General features: G+C 38.7%; 18 protein-coding genes. 2 read left to right on the top strand and 16 right to left on the bottom strand.

Annotated features, from left to right (window positions below):
- Nucleotides 1-4 precede the first annotated feature (4 nt).
- From M3189_RS19865 to M3189_RS19830, 8 genes are all read right to left on the bottom strand, one after another.
- Nucleotides 5-730, bottom strand: coding sequence for a KDGP aldolase (locus M3189_RS19865; RefSeq protein ID WP_435368107.1), 726 nt, complete (start codon nt 728-730; stop codon nt 5-7).
- Nucleotides 702-1,439, bottom strand: a complete 738-nt coding sequence (locus M3189_RS19860) for a creatininase family protein (RefSeq protein ID WP_251636987.1) — start codon at nt 1,437-1,439, stop codon at nt 702-704. Before M3189_RS19860 ends, M3189_RS19865 begins: the two co-directional genes overlap by 29 nt.
- A 12-nt stretch (nt 1,440-1,451) precedes the next feature.
- The gene (locus M3189_RS19855) at nt 1,452-2,444 is read right to left on the bottom strand and encodes a phosphotriesterase family protein (RefSeq protein ID WP_251636985.1); all 993 of its coding nucleotides are present in this window, start codon (nt 2,442-2,444) and stop codon (nt 1,452-1,454) included.
- Nucleotides 2,445-2,517: 73 nt separating this feature from the next.
- Nucleotides 2,518-3,813: a PTS ascorbate transporter subunit IIC gene (locus tag M3189_RS19850; protein WP_251636984.1), complete on the bottom strand. Its 1,296-nt coding sequence runs from the start codon at nt 3,811-3,813 to the stop codon at nt 2,518-2,520.
- A 25-nt stretch (nt 3,814-3,838) separates the two neighbouring features.
- Entirely contained in the window at nt 3,839-4,105 is a 267-nt protein-coding gene (locus tag M3189_RS19845) for a PTS sugar transporter subunit IIB (RefSeq protein WP_251636981.1), read from the bottom strand.
- 2 nt (nt 4,106-4,107) lie between these two features.
- Nucleotides 4,108-4,545, bottom strand: a complete 438-nt coding sequence (locus M3189_RS19840; protein ID WP_251636979.1) for a PTS sugar transporter subunit IIA — start codon at nt 4,543-4,545, stop codon at nt 4,108-4,110.
- 24 nt (nt 4,546-4,569) lie between these two features.
- Complete coding sequence (locus M3189_RS19835) at nt 4,570-6,678, bottom strand: BglG family transcription antiterminator (RefSeq protein WP_251636977.1); 2,109 nt, start codon at nt 6,676-6,678, stop codon at nt 4,570-4,572.
- A gap of 253 nt (nt 6,679-6,931) precedes the next feature.
- The gene (locus M3189_RS19830; protein WP_251636975.1) at nt 6,932-8,164 is read right to left on the bottom strand and encodes a Zn-dependent hydrolase; all 1,233 of its coding nucleotides are present in this window, start codon (nt 8,162-8,164) and stop codon (nt 6,932-6,934) included.
- Between the two features lie 215 nt (nt 8,165-8,379).
- Between M3189_RS19830 and M3189_RS19825 the strand changes: the two genes are divergently transcribed.
- Both M3189_RS19825 and M3189_RS19820 read left to right on the top strand, forming a co-directional pair.
- Entirely contained in the window at nt 8,380-8,622 is a 243-nt protein-coding gene (locus M3189_RS19825; RefSeq protein ID WP_251636973.1) for a hypothetical protein, read from the top strand.
- A 45-nt stretch (nt 8,623-8,667) separates the two neighbouring features.
- Nucleotides 8,668-8,838 carry a DUF3934 domain-containing protein gene (locus tag M3189_RS19820; protein ID WP_251636971.1) on the top strand — a complete coding sequence of 57 codons (171 nt, stop codon included), beginning with the start codon at nt 8,668-8,670 and terminating at the stop codon, nt 8,836-8,838.
- An 82-nt stretch (nt 8,839-8,920) separates the two neighbouring features.
- Here M3189_RS19820 and M3189_RS19815 read toward each other — a convergent pair whose 3' ends face one another.
- The 8 genes from M3189_RS19815 to M3189_RS19780 form a co-directional block, all read right to left on the bottom strand.
- Entirely contained in the window at nt 8,921-9,679 is a 759-nt protein-coding gene (locus tag M3189_RS19815) for an NRDE family protein (protein WP_251636969.1), read from the bottom strand.
- Nucleotides 9,680-9,710: 31 nt separating this feature from the next.
- Entirely contained in the window at nt 9,711-10,700 is a 990-nt protein-coding gene (locus tag M3189_RS19810; RefSeq protein ID WP_251636967.1) for a LacI family DNA-binding transcriptional regulator, read from the bottom strand.
- 3 nt (nt 10,701-10,703) lie between these two features.
- The gene (locus tag M3189_RS19805; RefSeq protein WP_251636965.1) at nt 10,704-11,762 is read right to left on the bottom strand and encodes an aldose epimerase family protein; all 1,059 of its coding nucleotides are present in this window, start codon (nt 11,760-11,762) and stop codon (nt 10,704-10,706) included.
- A gap of 74 nt (nt 11,763-11,836) precedes the next feature.
- On the bottom strand, nt 11,837-13,318 hold the full coding sequence (gene galT, locus M3189_RS19800; protein ID WP_251636963.1) for a UDP-glucose--hexose-1-phosphate uridylyltransferase: 1,482 nt from the start codon (nt 13,316-13,318) through the stop codon (nt 11,837-11,839).
- Between the two features lie 5 nt (nt 13,319-13,323).
- Nucleotides 13,324-14,313: a UDP-glucose 4-epimerase GalE gene (gene galE / locus M3189_RS19795; protein WP_251636960.1), complete on the bottom strand. Its 990-nt coding sequence runs from the start codon at nt 14,311-14,313 to the stop codon at nt 13,324-13,326.
- Nucleotides 14,310-15,491: a galactokinase gene (locus M3189_RS19790; RefSeq protein WP_251636958.1), complete on the bottom strand. Its 1,182-nt coding sequence runs from the start codon at nt 15,489-15,491 to the stop codon at nt 14,310-14,312. Before M3189_RS19790 ends, galE begins: the two co-directional genes overlap by 4 nt.
- Before the next feature lie 174 nt (nt 15,492-15,665).
- Complete coding sequence (locus M3189_RS19785) at nt 15,666-17,447, bottom strand: ABC transporter ATP-binding protein (protein WP_251636956.1); 1,782 nt, start codon at nt 17,445-17,447, stop codon at nt 15,666-15,668.
- The gene (locus tag M3189_RS19780) at nt 17,434-19,203 is read right to left on the bottom strand and encodes an ABC transporter ATP-binding protein (protein WP_251637109.1); all 1,770 of its coding nucleotides are present in this window, start codon (nt 19,201-19,203) and stop codon (nt 17,434-17,436) included. Before M3189_RS19780 ends, M3189_RS19785 begins: the two co-directional genes overlap by 14 nt.
- Nucleotides 19,204-19,377: the final 174 nt, after the last annotated feature.

Raw genomic sequence — 19,377 nt, 5'->3', positions numbered from 1 at the left:
TTGATCAACCCCTGACTTTTGCAATAATTTTCGCTACTTCTTCTGGAATAGTTCTTCCTGTTTCTTTATCGATGGTAGAACCAAAGACATGCGGCATAAACACTGGAATACCAGTATCACGGACTGCACCAACGATGTCAGCAATATTATCTGCAGAAATTCCCCCTGCAGGTTCAATGGCAGTGATTCCCTTTTTCGCTGCAACTTTACATAAATAAACGAGTTCTTCTAGGTGGGTGGTTCCTTTTAATGGCATGAATTTAATCGAGTTAATGCCCATCGACAGAGCAAGATCAACCAGGTCTTCTACCTTGATTTCCATTCCTGATACCTTTACATACCCAACCTTTCCTGATGGAACGACAAGTCCATTTACTGCCTGATCAAGACCCTTGGCATTTAAATAGCCGCGAGAATAGCTTGATTTTTCAAACGGCTGGTTAATATGACCGGGATTCGAACCTGCAGCAATTTCCAATACTTTGTCCCAGTTGGCCGGATTGCCATTATCCCCTAACCCAATACTGACAATCGGAGTAACTTCTTTCAATTCCTTAACCTTCTGGATTCCGTCCTCAATTCTCTCAAAGTCAGAGGAAACAATTCCAGGAACGATATAACCTTCACCGGCCTCAATAATTTCTTTCGCATTTTCTTGATCCTTTGCTAAAAAGTTAAATAGTAAAAAGTTATCTATTTTTTTAAGCGTTTTTAAGTCCACTTTTCGCACCCTCTATTAGTTTAATCATATTCTCAATTGCCACTTCAATGATTTTTTCCCCTTTTTCCTTTGTGGCAATGGATGCATCGCCAAGGACAGCAGATTTTGTAAATTCCTCCCAGGGAGTTGGGGTAACATCTGCACTCATAGGAATGGTAGGAATGTCGGAAATAGCTTTATCCATATCCACATATTCTTCCGCCAAATAAAGCATGTATGAAGTTTCAATTTCACAGGCATGGAAGTAGCTGGCATGAGATGACTTCGTTTCCCGTACTTCCTCCGTCACCTTTTTAACACCAGGGTAAAAAAGGTAAAGTATTTCGAAATCTGGAAATTGACTGTACAGCTTGCGTGCTGCCTCTTTCATTGCAACCGCATTGCCGAGATGACCATTGATCATCGCAAAAACACGGAATCCCTGTTCATAAAGACTTATACCGATATCCACGATAAAGCTGATGAGTGATTCGTTGCTGATATTAATACTTCCTGGGAAGTTCTTTAAACTCCAAACTTGTCCATATGGTAAAGTTGGTAAAACAAAAGCGCCTGTTTTTTCAGCTACACGATTTGATAGACGTTCTGCTAAAAAATTATCCGTACCAAGCGGTAAATGCGGACCATGTGCCTCGACTGCCCCGATTGGCAGGATGGCAACCCGGCTCTCTTGAATTTTCTCCTTCACTTCAAAGGAATTTTCATTCTGAAAAATCATGGTGGTCCCCCTTTACTTTTTGAATGTAAAACATCTTGCAGGATTTTCAACAAAGAATTTCTGTATCAATTTTTCACCGTCAAAGCCTTGGCGGTTCGCATCGTCAATGAAACGTGGAACCCATTTAGCAATTATGAATTCAAGTCCTAGACCGTAATCATAATGTTTATAATAGGTTTTTCTTGCTGTATCACCACTGACGAGGATTTGATTTTCATAACCCTTTTTCACTAGTTCTAAAATACAGTGAATCCGAGTGCTTTCAGGTGCATATTTAATTTTAGCTATTCCATCAAAACATAGGTATGCTCCTGTCTTAGCAATTTGTTCATGATAATAAGGGTCTGGATTTCTGTCCATATGTCCAAAACTCATATTAGAAAGGTCAACCCCTTCACTTAATAACAATTCTATTTGCTCTAAGCCCATTGTTCCTGCTTCGGTATGAGAATGCAAAGGAGCCTTTGTTTCATGATGTGCTCTTGCTACCGCTCTTAGAGTCTTTTCCTCCAGTGGTGTAATTCGGTTGTATCCAGTTCCAAATTTCACCTGACCTGCTTTGAATGGGGTTCCTTCAAGTCCTTCTTCTACTTCCCTTACAACGAGGTCCGTTAATTCGTTGATGCTTGCAGCGTCAATCCACTCTGTATAGGTTTGATAATTACCGATGATTGGCTTTAATTCTTCCTTTACTTTTGCGTCCCATAGAAAGCTTTTATTGAATCCAGCTGTTCCAACAATATGGATATCAAGTTCTTCTGAGATTTCTTTGACAGCCTGTACATCGCGGCCATAGTCAATGGCAGTTGCGTCTACGATTGACTTACCACCATACCGTTTGAAATCTTCGACATCAAGCTTTGATTTTTCTTTATCATCTAATAATAAATCGTCAGCATTCCGTTCTTCCCAAAATGCAGGTCGACAAACAATATGCTCATGTGAATAGGTGAAGCCAAGCTCTTCCGGTTTAATATCTCCTCGTAATGTTCGAATGAAACTCATGATAGGTCCTCCTTATTATTAAGAAATAAGTAAAGGGCAATTTGTATTTGCCCTTTACTCAAATTGATTTAGTTTAAAAGAACAGCTGAGCAAGGAATTTAATAATTGGTCCTAAGATGAACATATCAGAGTCCGCTGCCCACATTGCTGTATCAGGAATCGTTTTTGAAATAAGCATTTTAACCATGAAGTATTGACCCCAAGCGACAACAGTTGAGGTGATAAAACCACCAATCAACGCCCCTCTTACACCACCAGTTGCGTTACCAAAAACTCCTGCTGTTGCTCCGTGGAAGAATAATACAATCATAGTTGGTACAAACACATAACTCACTGTATTCCCAAGAACAACAAGCCAGATTAAGGCACCAGCAAAGGCCCCAAGGAAACCAAGAATAACAGCATTTGGTGCATATGGGAAAACAATTGGTGCGTCTAATGCTGGTTTTGCACCTGGTACTAACCTTGTTGCAATCCCGTTAAATGCAGGAACCATTTCACCAATAAACATTCTTACACCCAATAACACGATGGCAATACCGCCGGCAAATGTAAACGACTGAACAATTGAATAGATAATAAAGTTTTGATCTCCTGCTTGGGTAATTAATGCTTTTGCACCTTCCGTGTCCTTTGTAGAAAGAATGATAGCTCCAACAAGGAACAGAATACCCATTGTTAACGCAGTAATAACGTTCGAATCTCTTAAGAATTCTAGGCCTTTTGGCAATTTGATTTTTTCAGAGTCATTTTCCTTATTTCCGAGAACTTTACCTGCAAATGCTGCAAGTAACGCTACAGAGGCTGATGTATGACCTAATGCGATATTGTCATTTCCAGTAATTTTACGCATGAACGGTTGAACCACTGCTGGTTGGAAGGTCCAATATAGTCCCATAAAGATTGCTAAAAAGATAACAAGTTTACCAAATGAAACATCCCCAACCGTACTAACAATAACACCAGCAAAAATAGAGGTTGTCCAGAACATCATGTGACCTGTTAAGTAGATGTACTTGAACTTTGTAAATCTAGCTAGTAAAACATTAATTAAGAAACCAAGTGTCATCGCTAACGTTACAGCACTTCCGTATTTAGCGTTAAAGCCCTCTTGGCCCATAAAATTACCTAACGAACTGGCTTCAAGATTAAATACTTCCTTCCACATTGGTTCAAAGATATTTAATGCACCAACAATAACACCCGCACCTGCATTAATGATTAAGAAACCGATAATAGCTTTAAACGTTCCACTAACAATTTGACTTGTACTCTTCTTTTGCAGTAATAAACCTAAAAGTACGATAAATCCCAGCAAAATGGCTGGTGTACCAAAGACGTTTGTAGCAAACCATTTAATTGCTTCCATATTATTTCCCCCTCTAGTTTCTCCTCTAGATTAGTTGACCTTGAAGAGCTGACTTTATCTCAGTTAAATCAAAATAGTTATTAACGATAATGACTTTTGCCGAACTTCCAGCAAGTGTTTCTGCAAGTTCATTACTAGTAATAATATAATCAGGAGACATACCTGAAGCAGTTGATACATCTGTATTTTCCACATCTGCTGATACTCCTAAATCTCTTAACACCGTTTCTACATTCATTCTTAAAATTAAGCTCGTACCTTGACCTAACCCACATACACATAAAATTTTCATTATTATTTCCCCCTAATCATTTCATTGAGTTCTTGGTAACTTGTTAATTCTGCTAACTGTTGTATATTTTCTTGATCACTTAATAAAACCATTAACTTTTGTAAAATTTGAAGATGTTCATCACTAGATGATGCACCTAAGGCAAAGACAAATTGAACAGGATCGTTTGCTTTATTGCCAAAGATAACTGCATTTTTCAATCTTACAAAGGATACTGATGCCTCATGTACACCATCCTCTGGCCTTGCATGCGGGAGAGCAATCATTGGTGCTAGTACGAAATAGGGGCCATTTTTTTGAAAAGATGCCACCATTGCATCCACATAGCCCTCCTCTACAGCACCAGCTTCAACCAGTAATTTCCCTGCCACACGAATCGCATCTTCAGGTGAGGTAGCTTCGACATCTAAGGCCACTTGGTTTTCTTCTAAAAATTTCATGTTGAACCCTCCATGTTACTTTTACTATTCTTTCGAGTAGGCTTTAATCAATTCAAAAATAAGATTGGAATTTTTTGCCTGGCTAATATTTTTGATGTTTGTCTCATTTGAGAGCATATCCGATAATTGTGATAATGCTTTTAAATGTGTATCACCATCAATTGTTGCAAGCACAATGACTATCTGGACATCATGTTTTCTTTCATCGGAAAACGAAACACATTGCGTGAGCTTTAAGAAACTCATTCCCAGTTTATTGACACCATCCTCTGGTCTAGCGTGTGGGATTGCCACTTTGGGTCCAACCACAATATAGGGTCCCATTTTTTTTACCGTTTGAACCATCGCACGAATGTAATGATCTGTAATCGAGCCATCTCGCTTAAGAGGCTCTGCTGCAAGGCGAATCGCTTCTTGCCAGTCTTTCACTTTCTCCACCAATTGGATATTTTCGCACTTCAGTATTTCCATTAGTGAAGGTTTTATCATTTCCGTTATTACACTAGCAGGCTTATATAGGTATTGCTTCAACTCTTTCTGAAGGCTATCAACATTATTGATATCTGCATATTTCTGAATAATATTCATTAACGCTTCCACAGATGTCGTTTGTTTCGCGGGCGCATCTAATTCTGCATTTACCTTTTTTAAAAGACTTTCTTTTTCTGCCTCCGTTAGAATTGGACTGACAACGAAAACAGGTTTATTTTTTTCCTCAAGCGGGATGGTCGAAATGATAAAATCGGCATTGTATTTCTTATTCTGATATTCCCTTAATGAAACACATTCGCTTATATCAATTGTAGAAAAGAGACCTTCTAACTGATTCTGTAGTAATCTCGAGGTCCCAACCCCGTTTGTACAAACAATCAACGCTTTCTTCCGAATGGCTGGTGTTGCACCAGTTCTCTTCATCCAGCCACCAAAGTGCATCGTGATTAAAGCAATTTCATTATCATTAACTTCTTTTTTCACTATATTCTCTAGATGAAAAATTACCTTTTTTGTTAGTTGAAAGATGTCGTTATATTTTTCCTTAATCGTTTCTGTCATTCCACTTTCTAATTCAAGTCCGTATTTAATTCGGTAGTAAGCTGGTTTGATGTGAATAAGAAGATTTTTCTCAATTTCTTTGCGATCTTTAAAAAAAACACAAGCATACTTTTGAAAGTCACTCACCATATCCTCTACCACTTCACCTAAAGCCTTATTACTTCCACTTTTATGCGGAAGAGCTTCTTCGGATTGAACCCGTGAACCTAGCAAGTGTTTCGTAATATAAAAGATTTCGTCTTCAGGAAATTCAATATCAAATAGATTGGAAAGCTTGCTGCCAATATTTCTTGCTGCCTGATACTGTTTTGTCTCCTTCAGGACTTCTCTTTCAACAGGATCAATGGAAACATTTTTACCCTTCGATAGTCTTTTTGAAAACATCAGTAGTCGAAAAGCTAAACTATCAATGATTTCATCGGTAAATTGAATATTTAATTCTTCTTCACTCTCAGCAACAATCTTTTGAACCGCTTTCAAATTCTCATAATCAAAAGTATCTAATTCATCAGCTTCGTTTAAAATCGCTGGAATTTTTGTTATGATTGTTTGCCAACTTTGACCTGCGAGCACATGCTGAAGATAAAAGAAAATAGCTTTCCGTTTATCGTCTTCTGTCCCTAGAATCACGTATCCGAGCTTACGTTCAAACTCTAGCGTTAATCCAAACCGTCCCAGCTCTTCCTTTAGCCCTTTTAGGTCGTCTATGGTAGTATTTCGACTAACCCGGACTTTTTCCATCAAATCTTCGAGGAATAAGGGATTATCACGTAACGTGATATGAATAGCTAGGAGGGCTTTTCGCTCCTTTGCAGAGTATTCGTAATGCCAAGTTTCAATCGTGCCAAGTTTTTCTGGAACTTGGGTTGCAGCGTCCTCCTCTAAGCAAAAGCCCGCTGACCTTACATGCTTCACAGGAGGCAAATTATTTTCTTTTAACCATCCATTTATTTTTTCAATATCATAGTAAATGGTCCTTCTTGATATATGGAACTTTTCAGTAAGTTCTTTAATAGGAACAAACGCTTTTGCCTGAACCAAATGAGACAATATGGCAGTACTGCGTTGGTCTATTGACATCATAGCAACCTCCTTTGCACACTAGTTTGTGCAAAAGTGTACTTTGTTTACTCTTAGCAATTGCTTAAGTAAACTATAACTCCATTTATAACTAATGTGGAGACCAAATGGCGGGCAAAGCATTTGTGCAAAGTTGGACTATGAACTTTAATGTGAAATATTTACCGAACAATTATCAACATTTTTAGGTGTTTTATAATTCCTAAACGACAAAAAAGGAGACACCAGGCCCAGCACCTGGTGTCTCCTCCTTTTATTTCGATAGTAAAGCTAAAATAGTATCTAATAGAACGTTTACCCCTTTTTCACATTCTTCCCACGAGGTCAACTCTTCTTCACAATGGCTTTTCCCATTAAAACTTGGTACAAACAGCATTGCAGTAGGAACAAGACTGGCAATAAATTGAGCATCATGTCCAGCACCCGAGACCATTCTTTTATTGCTATACCCTAGTGACTGTGCAGACTTTTCTAATTGATGAACAATATCGGTATCAAACCAAACGGTATCTCGCTCCCATAGCTTGGTTGTTTTTACTTCACAGCCCTCGTCTAATCCTAGGTTTGGAAGATTTTCAACAAAGTCTTTAAACGTACGAACCATTTCTGGGTTTTTATGTCTTGCCTCTAAGGAAAATACAACCTTATTTGGAATAACAGTATGAATACTCGGATATACGTTTACCCTGCCGATGGTAAATACCAACTCTTCATCTAATGAACCTAATACCCTGCGGATTTCATTAATCAGGTTATTTGCGGCAAAAAGAGCATCTCTTCTCATACTCATCGGTGTCGTTCCAGCATGATCAGATTCACCTGTTATTTCAATGTCAAAGCAGGCCATACCTACCACACATTCCACAACGCCTATAGAAAGGGCTTCTTTTTCAAGAATCGGACCTTGTTCAATATGCAATTCTAAGAAAGCAGTACCCTCTTTTAGACGATTCTCTACTTCCCCTTCGTATCCAATCTCTTTAAGTGCTTCCTCAAACGTAATCCCCGCAGAATCTTTCTTTTTCACCATTACATTCTTATCAAATTTACCTGAAAGTACGCCTGATGCCATCATTGAAGGCTCGAACCTCGCACCCTCTTCATTTGTAAAATTAACAATCGTTATCGGGACACGAGGCTTAATTTTATTTTCCACTAACGTTCTAACTACCTCTAAACCGGCTAATACCCCAAGCACACCATCAAATCTGCCGCCCTTTTTAACTGAATCCAAATGGGAGCCAATTAGGATGGGAGGTTTATTCTCCACTCCGTCTAGTGTTGCATACATACAGCCCATATCGTCAACCTTAACTGTTAAGCCTAGTTCCTCACAGCATGATTGAAAAAAATCTCTAGCTGCCCGATCTTCCTCCGATAATGACAACCGGGTTACGCCATTTTTTTCTGTTCTGCCAAAGTTCGCAAACCGTTCAAGCTCATTCTTTAATCTCTCGCCATTAATTAAAAGCTTTTGCCGCTGCATACCCATCTCTCCTTTTAAATGGTGGTAGTTAAGTCAGGGAGCCTAGTAGTATATTTATGTAAATATTCAGTTAATATTAATTATACCTATTGAACATTAGACAAAGTATCAATTTTTTATCGTTACGTAAAGCTCACAAAAAAATGTTTATATTTTACCCTTTTTGTATAACCTATGTTCGAATGTTGACTAGAACTAATGATGGGGGTGTGGTAATGTCAGAGTTAGAACCATTAGCGTACCAAACGGGAGCACCTATACTTGATTATGATATTATTGATATTAAGAATACCGCAAATGGGTTTGAGGTCCTTCTTGATATTAATTTAGACAGCGGCTATTCATTATCAAGAACAACCCTGGAAATTACGCACGAAGATTTACAAGGTTATGATACAAATGAAATTGAAGAGGGTATTAAATATGCGTTAGGTTTTTTTGAGGACAAAACTCAATAACCTTTCTCGGTAAAAGCCTGTTTTCAATTATGATGGAGTGGTTAGATGCCAAAGGCAAAAGCGAAAAGTGGAATAGGCAGAGGAACAGGTAAGAAAGGCTGGAATCGTTGGCAGGTCGGTGCTAAAAAAGCTAAAAATGCTAAACCTTATGTCAGCAAAGGGACTAAAAAAGTGGAATCTGATAAGGCTATCAATAAGGATTCTGCTGAATCCTAGGCATCGTTTTCCTGTGTGAATTTTATTAATCAAACGTTTGATTAGTTTAGCAACACATCTAATCAAACGTTTGATTAGTTATTTATTTCAACTCTATTGTATATTTTTGAGTATTTACCTCGTTAAAAGAAAAAACTCGTTCTACATAGTGAATCTCTTTTTCCTCCATTAATAAAACCGTCGAACTCCTTGTCCCATATCCTTCACTTTTGATAAACATCGGCGAAAGCATTCTTTCCAATTCTAATGAAACCCCCGTTTGAGGTAGTTTTTCATCTGGTGCCTGATCTGCTTTTTGAAGTAGTGTTAAAAGAGGCTCAACATAATCCTCTTGATTACGAATCAAAATATCAGCTAACCCTTCTTTGCCAGCTTGGACTTTTGGCCATTCTGTATTAAGCAAATGGTTGCTGACCCCATAGATACCTGGTGACATCTTTTTTAATTCTTGACCAATATTGGAATAATAGTAGAGCTCATCACCATCCCCCGCTACCAGATTGTATCCAGGATATGCGTCATGATTTCTACCTAAACTCTCAATATACTCCCTGATATCACCTTTGTACTGCAGGGCATTTGCCACTAATTCTCCTCTGGAGCGTTTTCCCTCGATAACTTCCTTTGGGTTTCGAAAATTGGTTAGTGCCGCAAACCTCCCCGATTTGGTAACACCCATCCAAGTACCCATTTTCTCTAAATCCCTTCCGGCAAGGACTTCCGGATCGTCTTCCCAAAAATGAATAGGTGCCGTCGGTCTCTGATAAAACTCATCTCGATTTGCAGCAACCATTAATTTATATTTTGGATGTACCTTGTAAGCAAACAATATTAGACACATGGAACTTCACACCCTTTTATAATTTCTCCTCCTAGGAGCTGCTATCTCTAATGATAAGTTGGGTGGAGATAATTATTTTTTTAGCTATTTTTCGGCCTTCAAATCTTTCTACCAAGGTATTAACGGCTGTTTCTCCCATTAGTTCGGTATAGACTTTCACGGTGCTTAATGAGGGGAAGACATATTTGGAGATGCTGATGTCATTGACGCCAATGATGTTCACTCGGCCTGGAACAGGAATCCCTTCTTCCAATAAAGCCCTAAGTGCTCCAACTGCCAGCGAATCATTCGCCGCAAAGAAAGCGGTTGGCAGGTTCTCTCCATGCTCACGAATGGCCTTTTTCATGAATGAATGACCGTCATCAACAGAGAATGAACCCACGTACATAAACGCATCATTCAATACCCCTTTTTCATTCAAATAGGTTTTGAAGGTTACTTCTCTCGGGTCTTTAATAGTCGATGTCTTATCTTTGAATACTTCTCTTCCACCAATATACCCAATCGTCTTATGACCGTGCTTCAAATAATGATCAATGACCTTCTTAGTTGCCTTTTCAAAATCAATCACGATGGAATCAAACTTTTCTTCATCGGGTGAGATATCCACAAAAACGATATTACTTGTAATGGATACCAAATCCTTTATTTGTTTCTCACTAAATTTTCCGATTGCGATAAGACCTTGTATCTCATCCTGTTTTAAATCGGCATAGTTGTCTTGAAAGTACTTTGCTACAGAAAAGCCCAATTGTCTGGATTGATTTTCGACACCCAAACGAATCGACATATAATATAAATCTTCTAATTCCTCTTTTTCTGTATGCCATTGTAATAGTGCAATTTTTCCGGTTTCTAGTTTTCTAGCTGGTTTCTTTTTGTAGGAAAGCTGCTCCGCAACCTCAAATATCCTCTTTTTTGTTTCATCACCAACAGATAATGAACTATCATAATTTAATACTCGGGATACCGTTGCGATAGATACTCCTGCTAATTCTGCAATATCCTTAATTGTAGCCATTCATCAAACTCCTATTGTATTCGAAAAAAAGCGATATTTTGTTGTGGCTTTATATACTTCCTCTGGGTTTAAAACAATGCTTGGAAAATTTGTGTGGTTAATAGCATCTGGCAGTCCTTGTGTTTCTAGACACACCCCTAAATAATTCCTTGCTCGAACACCAGCTATTGAAAAAGGACCTTCCAGTTGATTTGCTGTATAAAGAACCACGCAAGGCTGATCTGTAGTAACCAACAATGTCCGGCCACTCTCTTTTTCACTTAACGCCACTGTATTTTCTCCCTTTTTTGTAAAAAGAAGCGGATGGTCATACCCGTTACCCGCAAGCGCATTTTGTGGATGAGCGGATTTCATACCCGTCTTCAACAAACGACCATGATGAAAGTCAAAAGGGGTATTATTAGATTCAATCATTCTTCCCGTAGGGATTAAATCTGATCCAAGCTCTAAAAAGCGGTTGCTTTCTAATTGTAAGATATGCTCGGAACAATCTCTCTTTATATTTCCGCTTAAATTAAAATAAGAATGATTCGTTAAATTTACGATTGTTTTTTGATCTGTTACCGCTTCATAAGAAATGCTCAGTTCATTTTGATTATTTAAAAGGTAGACAATGGTCGTATCCAAATTTCCAGGATAGCCTTCTTCTCCATCCAAGCTTCTATAGAAAAATTTCACCCCAACACCATTCTCCGTTTCCATACTTTCCGCTTTCCAAATAACACAGTTAAAGCCTTTCTTACCACCATGAAGATGGTTTGGTTCCTCATTAGGGGTCACCCGATAAACTTCCCCATCTAGTTCAAACTGTGAGTTGCTGATTCTTCCAGCGACTCGACCGACAACCGAGCCAAAATATGGAGCCAAATCAATATAATCTTCTAGGTTCTCAAATCCAAGCACGACATTTTCAATGGTACCATTGCGGTCAGGGGCCATTATTTTGGTAATGATACAACCGTAATTCAGGCATGATACAGACATGCCTGAATCGTTGACAAGGGTATACTCCATTACTTGCTCATCATGATATCTACCGAATACTTTATCTATTATTTTCATTCTTTTTCCACTCCATTAGTTCACTTCAAAAATATAAGCACCTATGCCAATCTCGATGTCAGCTTATTCGTAACCTATGATAAAGACGAGATGAAGCGTTTGAATCCGGCTTTTCCCTCTTCATTTCTCTTATAAACACCAGCATCTTCTAAGCATCTTAAAAACTTCTTACCAGTCTCTTCTCTTACAATTGCTTCTACGTTTGAATCTGTTGCCACAGCTTGATATTCTTCTTTTAAAACTTGTGCCCAATCCATATGGTAATCAGCAACACTATCGTTTTTTCCTAGAATATACTTTTCAACCTCTTTAAGTTCAGCCTTTAAGCGTGCTGGTAATACAGCAAGCCCCATTACTTCGATTAGCCCGATATTTTCCTTCTTAATATGATGAACGTCCTGATGTGGATGAAAAATTCCAAGTGGATGTTCCTCACTTGTCACATTGTTCCGTAGAACTAAATCTAATTCATATAAATCCTCTTTCTTACGTGCAATAGGTGTAATCGTATTGTGGGGAGTATCGTCTGTTTTTGCATGGATTCCTACTGCTTCATCGCTGTAATTTCTCCATTCCGTTAAAATATGCTCACCCGCTTCTACAAGGTGTTCAATTTCCTTTGAGCGTAACCGAATGACAGACATAGGCCATTTAACAACAGAACCATGAACATTCGGGAACTTTTCTAACTCAAAGTTCCAATCATCCTCCGCTTTTGCCATCGCAAATTCATAATGCCCGCCCTGATAATGATCGTGGGACAAAATGGAACCACCGACAATCGGCAAGTCAGCATTGGAGCCGACAAAATAATGTGGAAACTGCTCGACAAAGTTTAAAAGACGCTTGAAGGCCGCCGAAGTAATCTTCATATCCCTATGTTCCTCAGACAAAACAATACAATGTTCATTATAGTAGACGTAAGGAGAATACTGTAAAAACCAATTCTCCTCTAAAAGATTTATCCGGATCATGCGGTGATTCGAGCGCGCCGGGTGACCTATTCTTCCTGCATACCCTTCATTTTCAACACATAGCAAACATTTAGGATAATCAGTTTTTGCCACAGCACGTTCCAGTTCAATACTTTTAGGGTCCTTTTCTGGTTTCGATAGATTTATGGTAATGTCCAGTTCACCATAGTCCGTGTTAACCTTGTACTCTATATTATTGCGAATCCGCTTCATCTGGATATAGTTACTATTTTTACTTAATTCATAAAAAAACGCTGTCGCAATTTGCGGATTTTGTTTATATTTTTCGTTAAATTGTTGATTAACCGTTGATGGACGTGCCATAAAGCAATTCATGATTTTACTTGCAAAAATCTCTTTTTCATCAAAAATTTCTTCTATAATCCCTTGTTGACAGGCGTACTCAACAATCTGATCAAGTAAATCTGGAATTTCCACATTAGTCTCTGTAGCACATTCCTTAAACTCAACTAAACGCAAGAGTGAAAGAATTTGATTGCGAGCGTAAATTTCATCCTCAGTCTCTATTAATTTTACTGCAAGGGCTTGATTGATTAATTGTTGAATTAGTTGATTGATCATACCGTTCACCTCTCATATCCATCGGGATGATGCTGATGCCAGTTCCACGCATCGCTGATGATTTGGTGTATGGAGGTTCTAGTTGGATTCCACCCAAGTACACCTCTGGCTTTTTCTGATGAGGCAATTAACGTACTAGGGTCGCCAGAACGGCGTTCACCGAATTGAACAGGAATATCAATACCTGTTACTTCTTTAGCTGTTTCGATAATTTCTTTTACCGAAAATCCCTGACTGCTGCCAAGATTAAATACATTACTTTTCCCGCCATTTTGCAAATAGCTTAGTGCAAGAAGATGTGCATCAATTAAGTCTTCAACATGAATGTAATCTCGGACGCAGGTCCCATCGGCCGTATCATAATCTTGACCAAAGACCGTTACCGCCGGTCTTTTTCCTAACGCAGCCTCTAATACAACGGGAATTAAATGCGTTTCAGGGTTATGGTCTTCTCCAATCTCCCCGCCGCTTCTTGCGGAAGCAACGTTAAAATATCGGAGTGAAACATATTTAAGGTCAAATGCCCTTTCGCACCAAGCAATCATTTTTTCCATTGTAAGCTTTGTTTCACCATAGGTGTTCGTTGGCATTGTCCGAGCATCTTCTGTAATAGGGACAACCTTCTGTTCACCATAAACCGCGGCTGTCGACGAAAAGATGATAGGCTTCACATTAAATTCCTTCATCATTTCGAGGACAATTTGTGTACCGAATACATTGTTATCATAGTACTTTAAGGGCTCCGTCATCGATTCGCCAACAAGAGAGTTGGCGGCAAAATGCAGGATTGCTTCAATGTTTTCTTTTTCAAAAACAGAACGCATAAACTCACGGCTGCGAATATCACCTTCATAGAAATGTGCTTTTGGATGAATGGCATCACGATGGCCGGTTTGTAAATTATCGATAACCACCACTTGTGACCCCTGATCAATTAGCTGGTAAACTGCATGAGAACCAACATAACCAGCCCCGCCTAAAACAAGAATACTCATTCAAATTCCCCCATATGAATTTCTTTTGCCCCATCGCCAATACTTGCTACATAGAAATCTGCAGAATATCCAATTTTGTCCTGGTAAGCTGCACCAACATTAGCAATAAAGCTGTCAACCTGTTCATTTTCAACGATTGCAATCGCACAGCCCCCAAATCCAGCGCCTGTCATGCGGGCACCAAGTACACCTGGCTGTTTCCAAGCAGCTTCTACTAAACTGTCTAGTTCAACCCCAGTCACTTCATAATCGTCACGCAGCGAAATATGTGATTGATTCATTAACTGTCCAAATGCCTCTAGATTCCCAGCCTCTAATTCTTCAAGAGCCTTTAGGGTTCTTACATTCTCATACACAGCATGTTTCGCACGCTTTCGGACCGTCTCGTCCATTAGTAAGCTTTGATTTTCATCAAACTCTGCTTCAGTCAGCTGTCCAAGTGCTTGGATGGGAAGTCTTTGCTGAAGCTGTGCTAAAGCTTGTTCACATTCCCCACGACGTTCATTGTATTTGGAATCTGCCAGCTCTCTGCGCTTATTGGTATTCATGATTAAAATCTTGTACCCTTCAAGCTTAATGGGAGCGTACTGGAAGTTCAATGTCTGGCAATCAAGCAATATTCCAGCATCCTTTTTTCCCATTCCAATCGCAAATTGGTCCATAATTCCACTGTTGACACCAATGAACTCATTTTCAACTCTTTTACCAAGCTTAATCATATCCAGACGAGGAATTCCTAATTTAAATAATCCATCTAAAAGCACTCCAGTCAGCAGCTCAATCGATGCGGAGGATGAAAGTCCTGCTCCATTTGGGATATTTCCTTCAATTACACACTCAAAACCTTGCGGAATATCATAGCCTGCTTCCTTTATATAACGAATCATTCCTTTTGGATAATTAGCCCAATTATGTTGCTTATCATAATCTAATTGTGTTAAATCAAATTCAATGATTTCTTTGTTCGGAAAGTTTACGGAGTAAAGACGGACTAAATGGTCTTGCCTTTTCTTAGCAACAGCATATGTTCCATATGTAATCGCACATGGAAAGACATGACCGCCATTGTAATCTGTGTGTTCACCAATTAAATTAATTCTCCCCGGAGCAAAGAATGCCTGCTCAGGCTGGCCCTCAAATAGTTCTCTAAATGTAGTTGTTAACTTTGTGATGTTCATTGTCGTCCCTCCATCATTCTATCTATACGTTTATTTTAACTCTTAGGGTAAAATAAATCTATTATTTTTACTAAAATTTTTACTAAAAATAAATAGTAAAAGAAAAAAACAAAAGAGCCTGATACATTCAGGCCCTTTCCCTCGTTTTCTTAGTTTTTCCTTTGACTCTGCTATTTATCCCACTTCTAAGGATTGATGCTGTGATTGATGCAGCTTCCAGTAGGTACTTTTTTGACCTATTAATTCTTTATGAGAACCTTCTTCTATGATTCTGCCTTTATCGATTACAAGAATACGGTTTGCATTCTGTATGGTGGAAAGACGATGGGCAATAATAAAGGACGTTCTACCTGACAATAGTGTCTCAAGTCCTTTTTGTAAGGCTAGCTCCGTTTCTGTATCTATGGAGGATGTTGCCTCATCAAGAATTAATATTTTCGGATCCGCTAACAGCGCACGTGCAAATGAAATCAGCTGTCTCTGGCCAGTAGAAAGCCTTGTGCCTCTTTCATTTACCTCTGTTTGATACCCTTCAGACAATCCACTAATAAATGGATGCGCCTGTACAGCCTTCGCTGCTTCCATCACTTCTTCATCTGTAGCATCAAGCCGTCCATATCGGATATTATCCATAATCGTTCCTGAGAAAATAAAAGGATCCTGAAGCATGACCCCCATCTGCTTTCTGAGAGAGGCAACGGTTACCGATTGAATATCCACTCCGTCTATTTCAATTCTTCCACTGCTTACATCATAAAAACGACTAAGCAAACTGACAATCGTTGTCTTTCCTGAACCAGTAGCTCCGACTAGAGCGATTGTTTCTCCTGGATTCACACTTAGATGAATGTTCTTAAGGATTTTTTCCCCTTCTTCATACCCAAAGGTAACATCCTTGAACTCCACTTCACCCTTTATTAATGGGAGATTAGAAGCAATCGGAAGATCTTTAACTGTTGGTTTTTCATCAATCATTTCAAATATTCTTTCTAAATATGCCGTGGCATTAATGATGGCATTATAAAAGTTCCCTATATTCGCAATAGGCGCCCAAAACATTCCTATATACCCAACAAAGGCAACCAATGCTCCAACTGTTACTCCATTGCCAATCAGAGAGATGCCGACAACATAAATAAGTGAGGTCGTCAGGACTGAAATATTTTCAATCGATGGCCATAGCAGGAACTGAATCCTCACTGCCCTCATCCACGAGCCTCTATAACTATCTGATACCTCACTGAAAATCCGTTTGTTTTCTTCTTCCCTTGTAAAAGCCTGCGTCACTTTAATACCATTAATGCTTTCATGAATATAAGCATTCATATTGGATTGTTTGTTGCTTAACATTTGCCATGCCTTCCGCTGGGCATTTTTTATTAGCAGGATTACACCTGCAAGGACTGGAAATCCAATCATCGCCATCAGGGTTAGTTTTACATCAATCGCTAACATAAAGCCTACAATCACAAGAAGACTGAAAAGGTCAGTAATTAAATTAATTAATCCATTCGACAGTAAATCACTTAAGGAGTTTACGTAGTTTACCACTCTCACCAAAATCTTCCCATGTGGTCTGCTGTCATAAAAGGTGAAGGATAACTTTTGTAAATGAGTAAACAAGTCTTTCCTTATCTGGACGATGACGCTTTGCCCAATCTGGGACATCATTCTAATTTTATATTTCATACATATTCCAGTAATGATTATCGCAATTAAGTAAGTACCTGCAAGAAGCATTAAGCCGCCTATATCCTTACTCGGAATCTCCTCGTCAATGGCTTTACTAATTAGATACGGTCCAATTAAGTTTGCTCCACTGGCAATCAACATGATAAACACCGTAAATAGAATCTTTTTCTTGTAGGGCTTTAAATAAACCATCAACCGCTTAAGCTGTACAAAACTAAATGGAGATTCCAACTCTTCATCCACATCAAATTTATTGCGCGCCATTGAGATAGTTCACCTCCTCAAAGTCATGCACACCATCAAAGTTTCCAACTTGATTTCTAAACACTTTATAGTAGTTCCCTTTTTTCGCAAGCAATTCTTTATGATTCCCTCTTTCAATGATTGTGCCATTTTCCATTACAAGAATTAAATCTGCATCTTTTACGGAAGAAATACGATGAGCAATAATAAAGCAGGTTTTTTCCTTTAGAAATGATTTTAAGGTTCTTTGGATCCGCAATTCTGTTTCCATATCCAATGCTGATGTTGTATCGTCCAAAATCAGGATAGATGGATTTTTTAGTATCGCCCGCGCTAAAGCAATCCGTTGCCGCTGCCCTCCGGAAAGACCTACTCCCCGTTCTCCTATAATGGTATCGTATCCTTCCGGTAGCTTTGAAATAAAATCATCTGCTTCGGCCATTTTAGCTGCAGCTTTAACGGCTTGGAAGGAAGCATTTGGGTTGCCATAAGCTATATTTCCTTCAATCGTATCTGAAAAAAGAAAGATATCCTGCATAACGGTAGCCATGCTATTTCTCAATTTATGAATATCCCAATCTCTTACATTAAGTCCATCCAATCTTACTTCCCCTTTGGAAGCATCATAAAACCTGCTTAGAAGATTGACTAATGTTGATTTACCAGCTCCTGTGGGACCGATAATACCTACCGTTTGTCCTTGCCTAATCTTGAAGCTTATATCATTCAATACTTGTTCGTCTCCATAACTAAAGGAAACTTGGTCAAATTCCACAACACCTTTGAAATGTTTAACATTGTAGCTTTTTGTTTCATTCTTTATCTCTGGTTCTGTATTTAATAATTCTTCCACTTTTTCAGCCGAGGCAACAAACCTTTGGACATCATTCAGTAGCCACCCAGCCATTCGCATTGGATTATTTAATGCCCAAATCAATGAATTAAACGTGACTAACTCACCCATAGTCAGAGACTGATTAATGACCATGTATCCTCCAACTACGATCATTACCACTGTTAATACGCCTGCAAGTGAATCGAGAATAGGCAAATACTTTTCCCAGACTCTTGAGGAATCAAGATTCTTCTCCTTGAAAGCCTCATTTTCTTTTGAAAACTTTTCAATTTCATATCCTTCCTTAGCAAAGGCCTTTACGACTCGATTCCCACTAATGTTTTCCTGCACGACTGAATTTAACCTAGCAAACTGTCCCCGAATGGCTGAAAACGTTGGTTTGACTGTAAAGGATAAACGCATCGCAAAGAATCCAATAATCGGTGTAACCGCAAGCATCGCTAAAGCTAACGGCGGATGAATATAGAACATAAACCCAATGGCAAATAGCAGGATTGTAACATTTTCAAATATCATATAAATTGTCCATGCGGTAAAATGCCTGACAGCTTCCATGTCCCCTGTCATTCGAGCCATGATATCCCCTGTTTTCGTCTGATCGAAAAACCTAAAATCTAATTGGTTAAGCCTGTCATATAATTTTTCTCGTATCGAGAAGATGACACTTTGGGAAACACGTTCGAACATTAACTGATAATTATAGCGAACAACTGTCTTAATAAGTGTTACACCAATCATTGAACCCAAAAAAACCCATAACAGTTCACTATCTTGGCCATAAATAACCTTATCAACGATTTTCCCAGCGAAATAGGGGTTTAGCATATTCAATACAGAAACCACTAATGCTAGAAAAAGGCCGCAAAATAACCTTATTCGAAAATCCCTTATATACCCCCATACCCAGCGCATGCTTTGCATCATTCACTATTCCCTCCCCGATGCTTAAACATAAATACATATTATTATCCTAACTCCCCTTATATGTATTTATATTTACCTCTCATTCTTTTACCCTAGTAACAAAAATAAAACATTTATGAACCTATTATAGGGTTATAATTAAAGAATAAAATGCAAAATCATAACAAAAAT

Origin of the sequence: Neobacillus niacini (assembly GCF_023715415.1) — a bacterium.
Classification (GTDB): domain Bacteria; phylum Bacillota; class Bacilli; order Bacillales; family Cytobacillaceae; genus Neobacillus; species Neobacillus niacini_C.
Note: the sequence above shows the minus strand (reverse complement) of the source record. Positions and strands in the feature narration are given on the sequence as shown.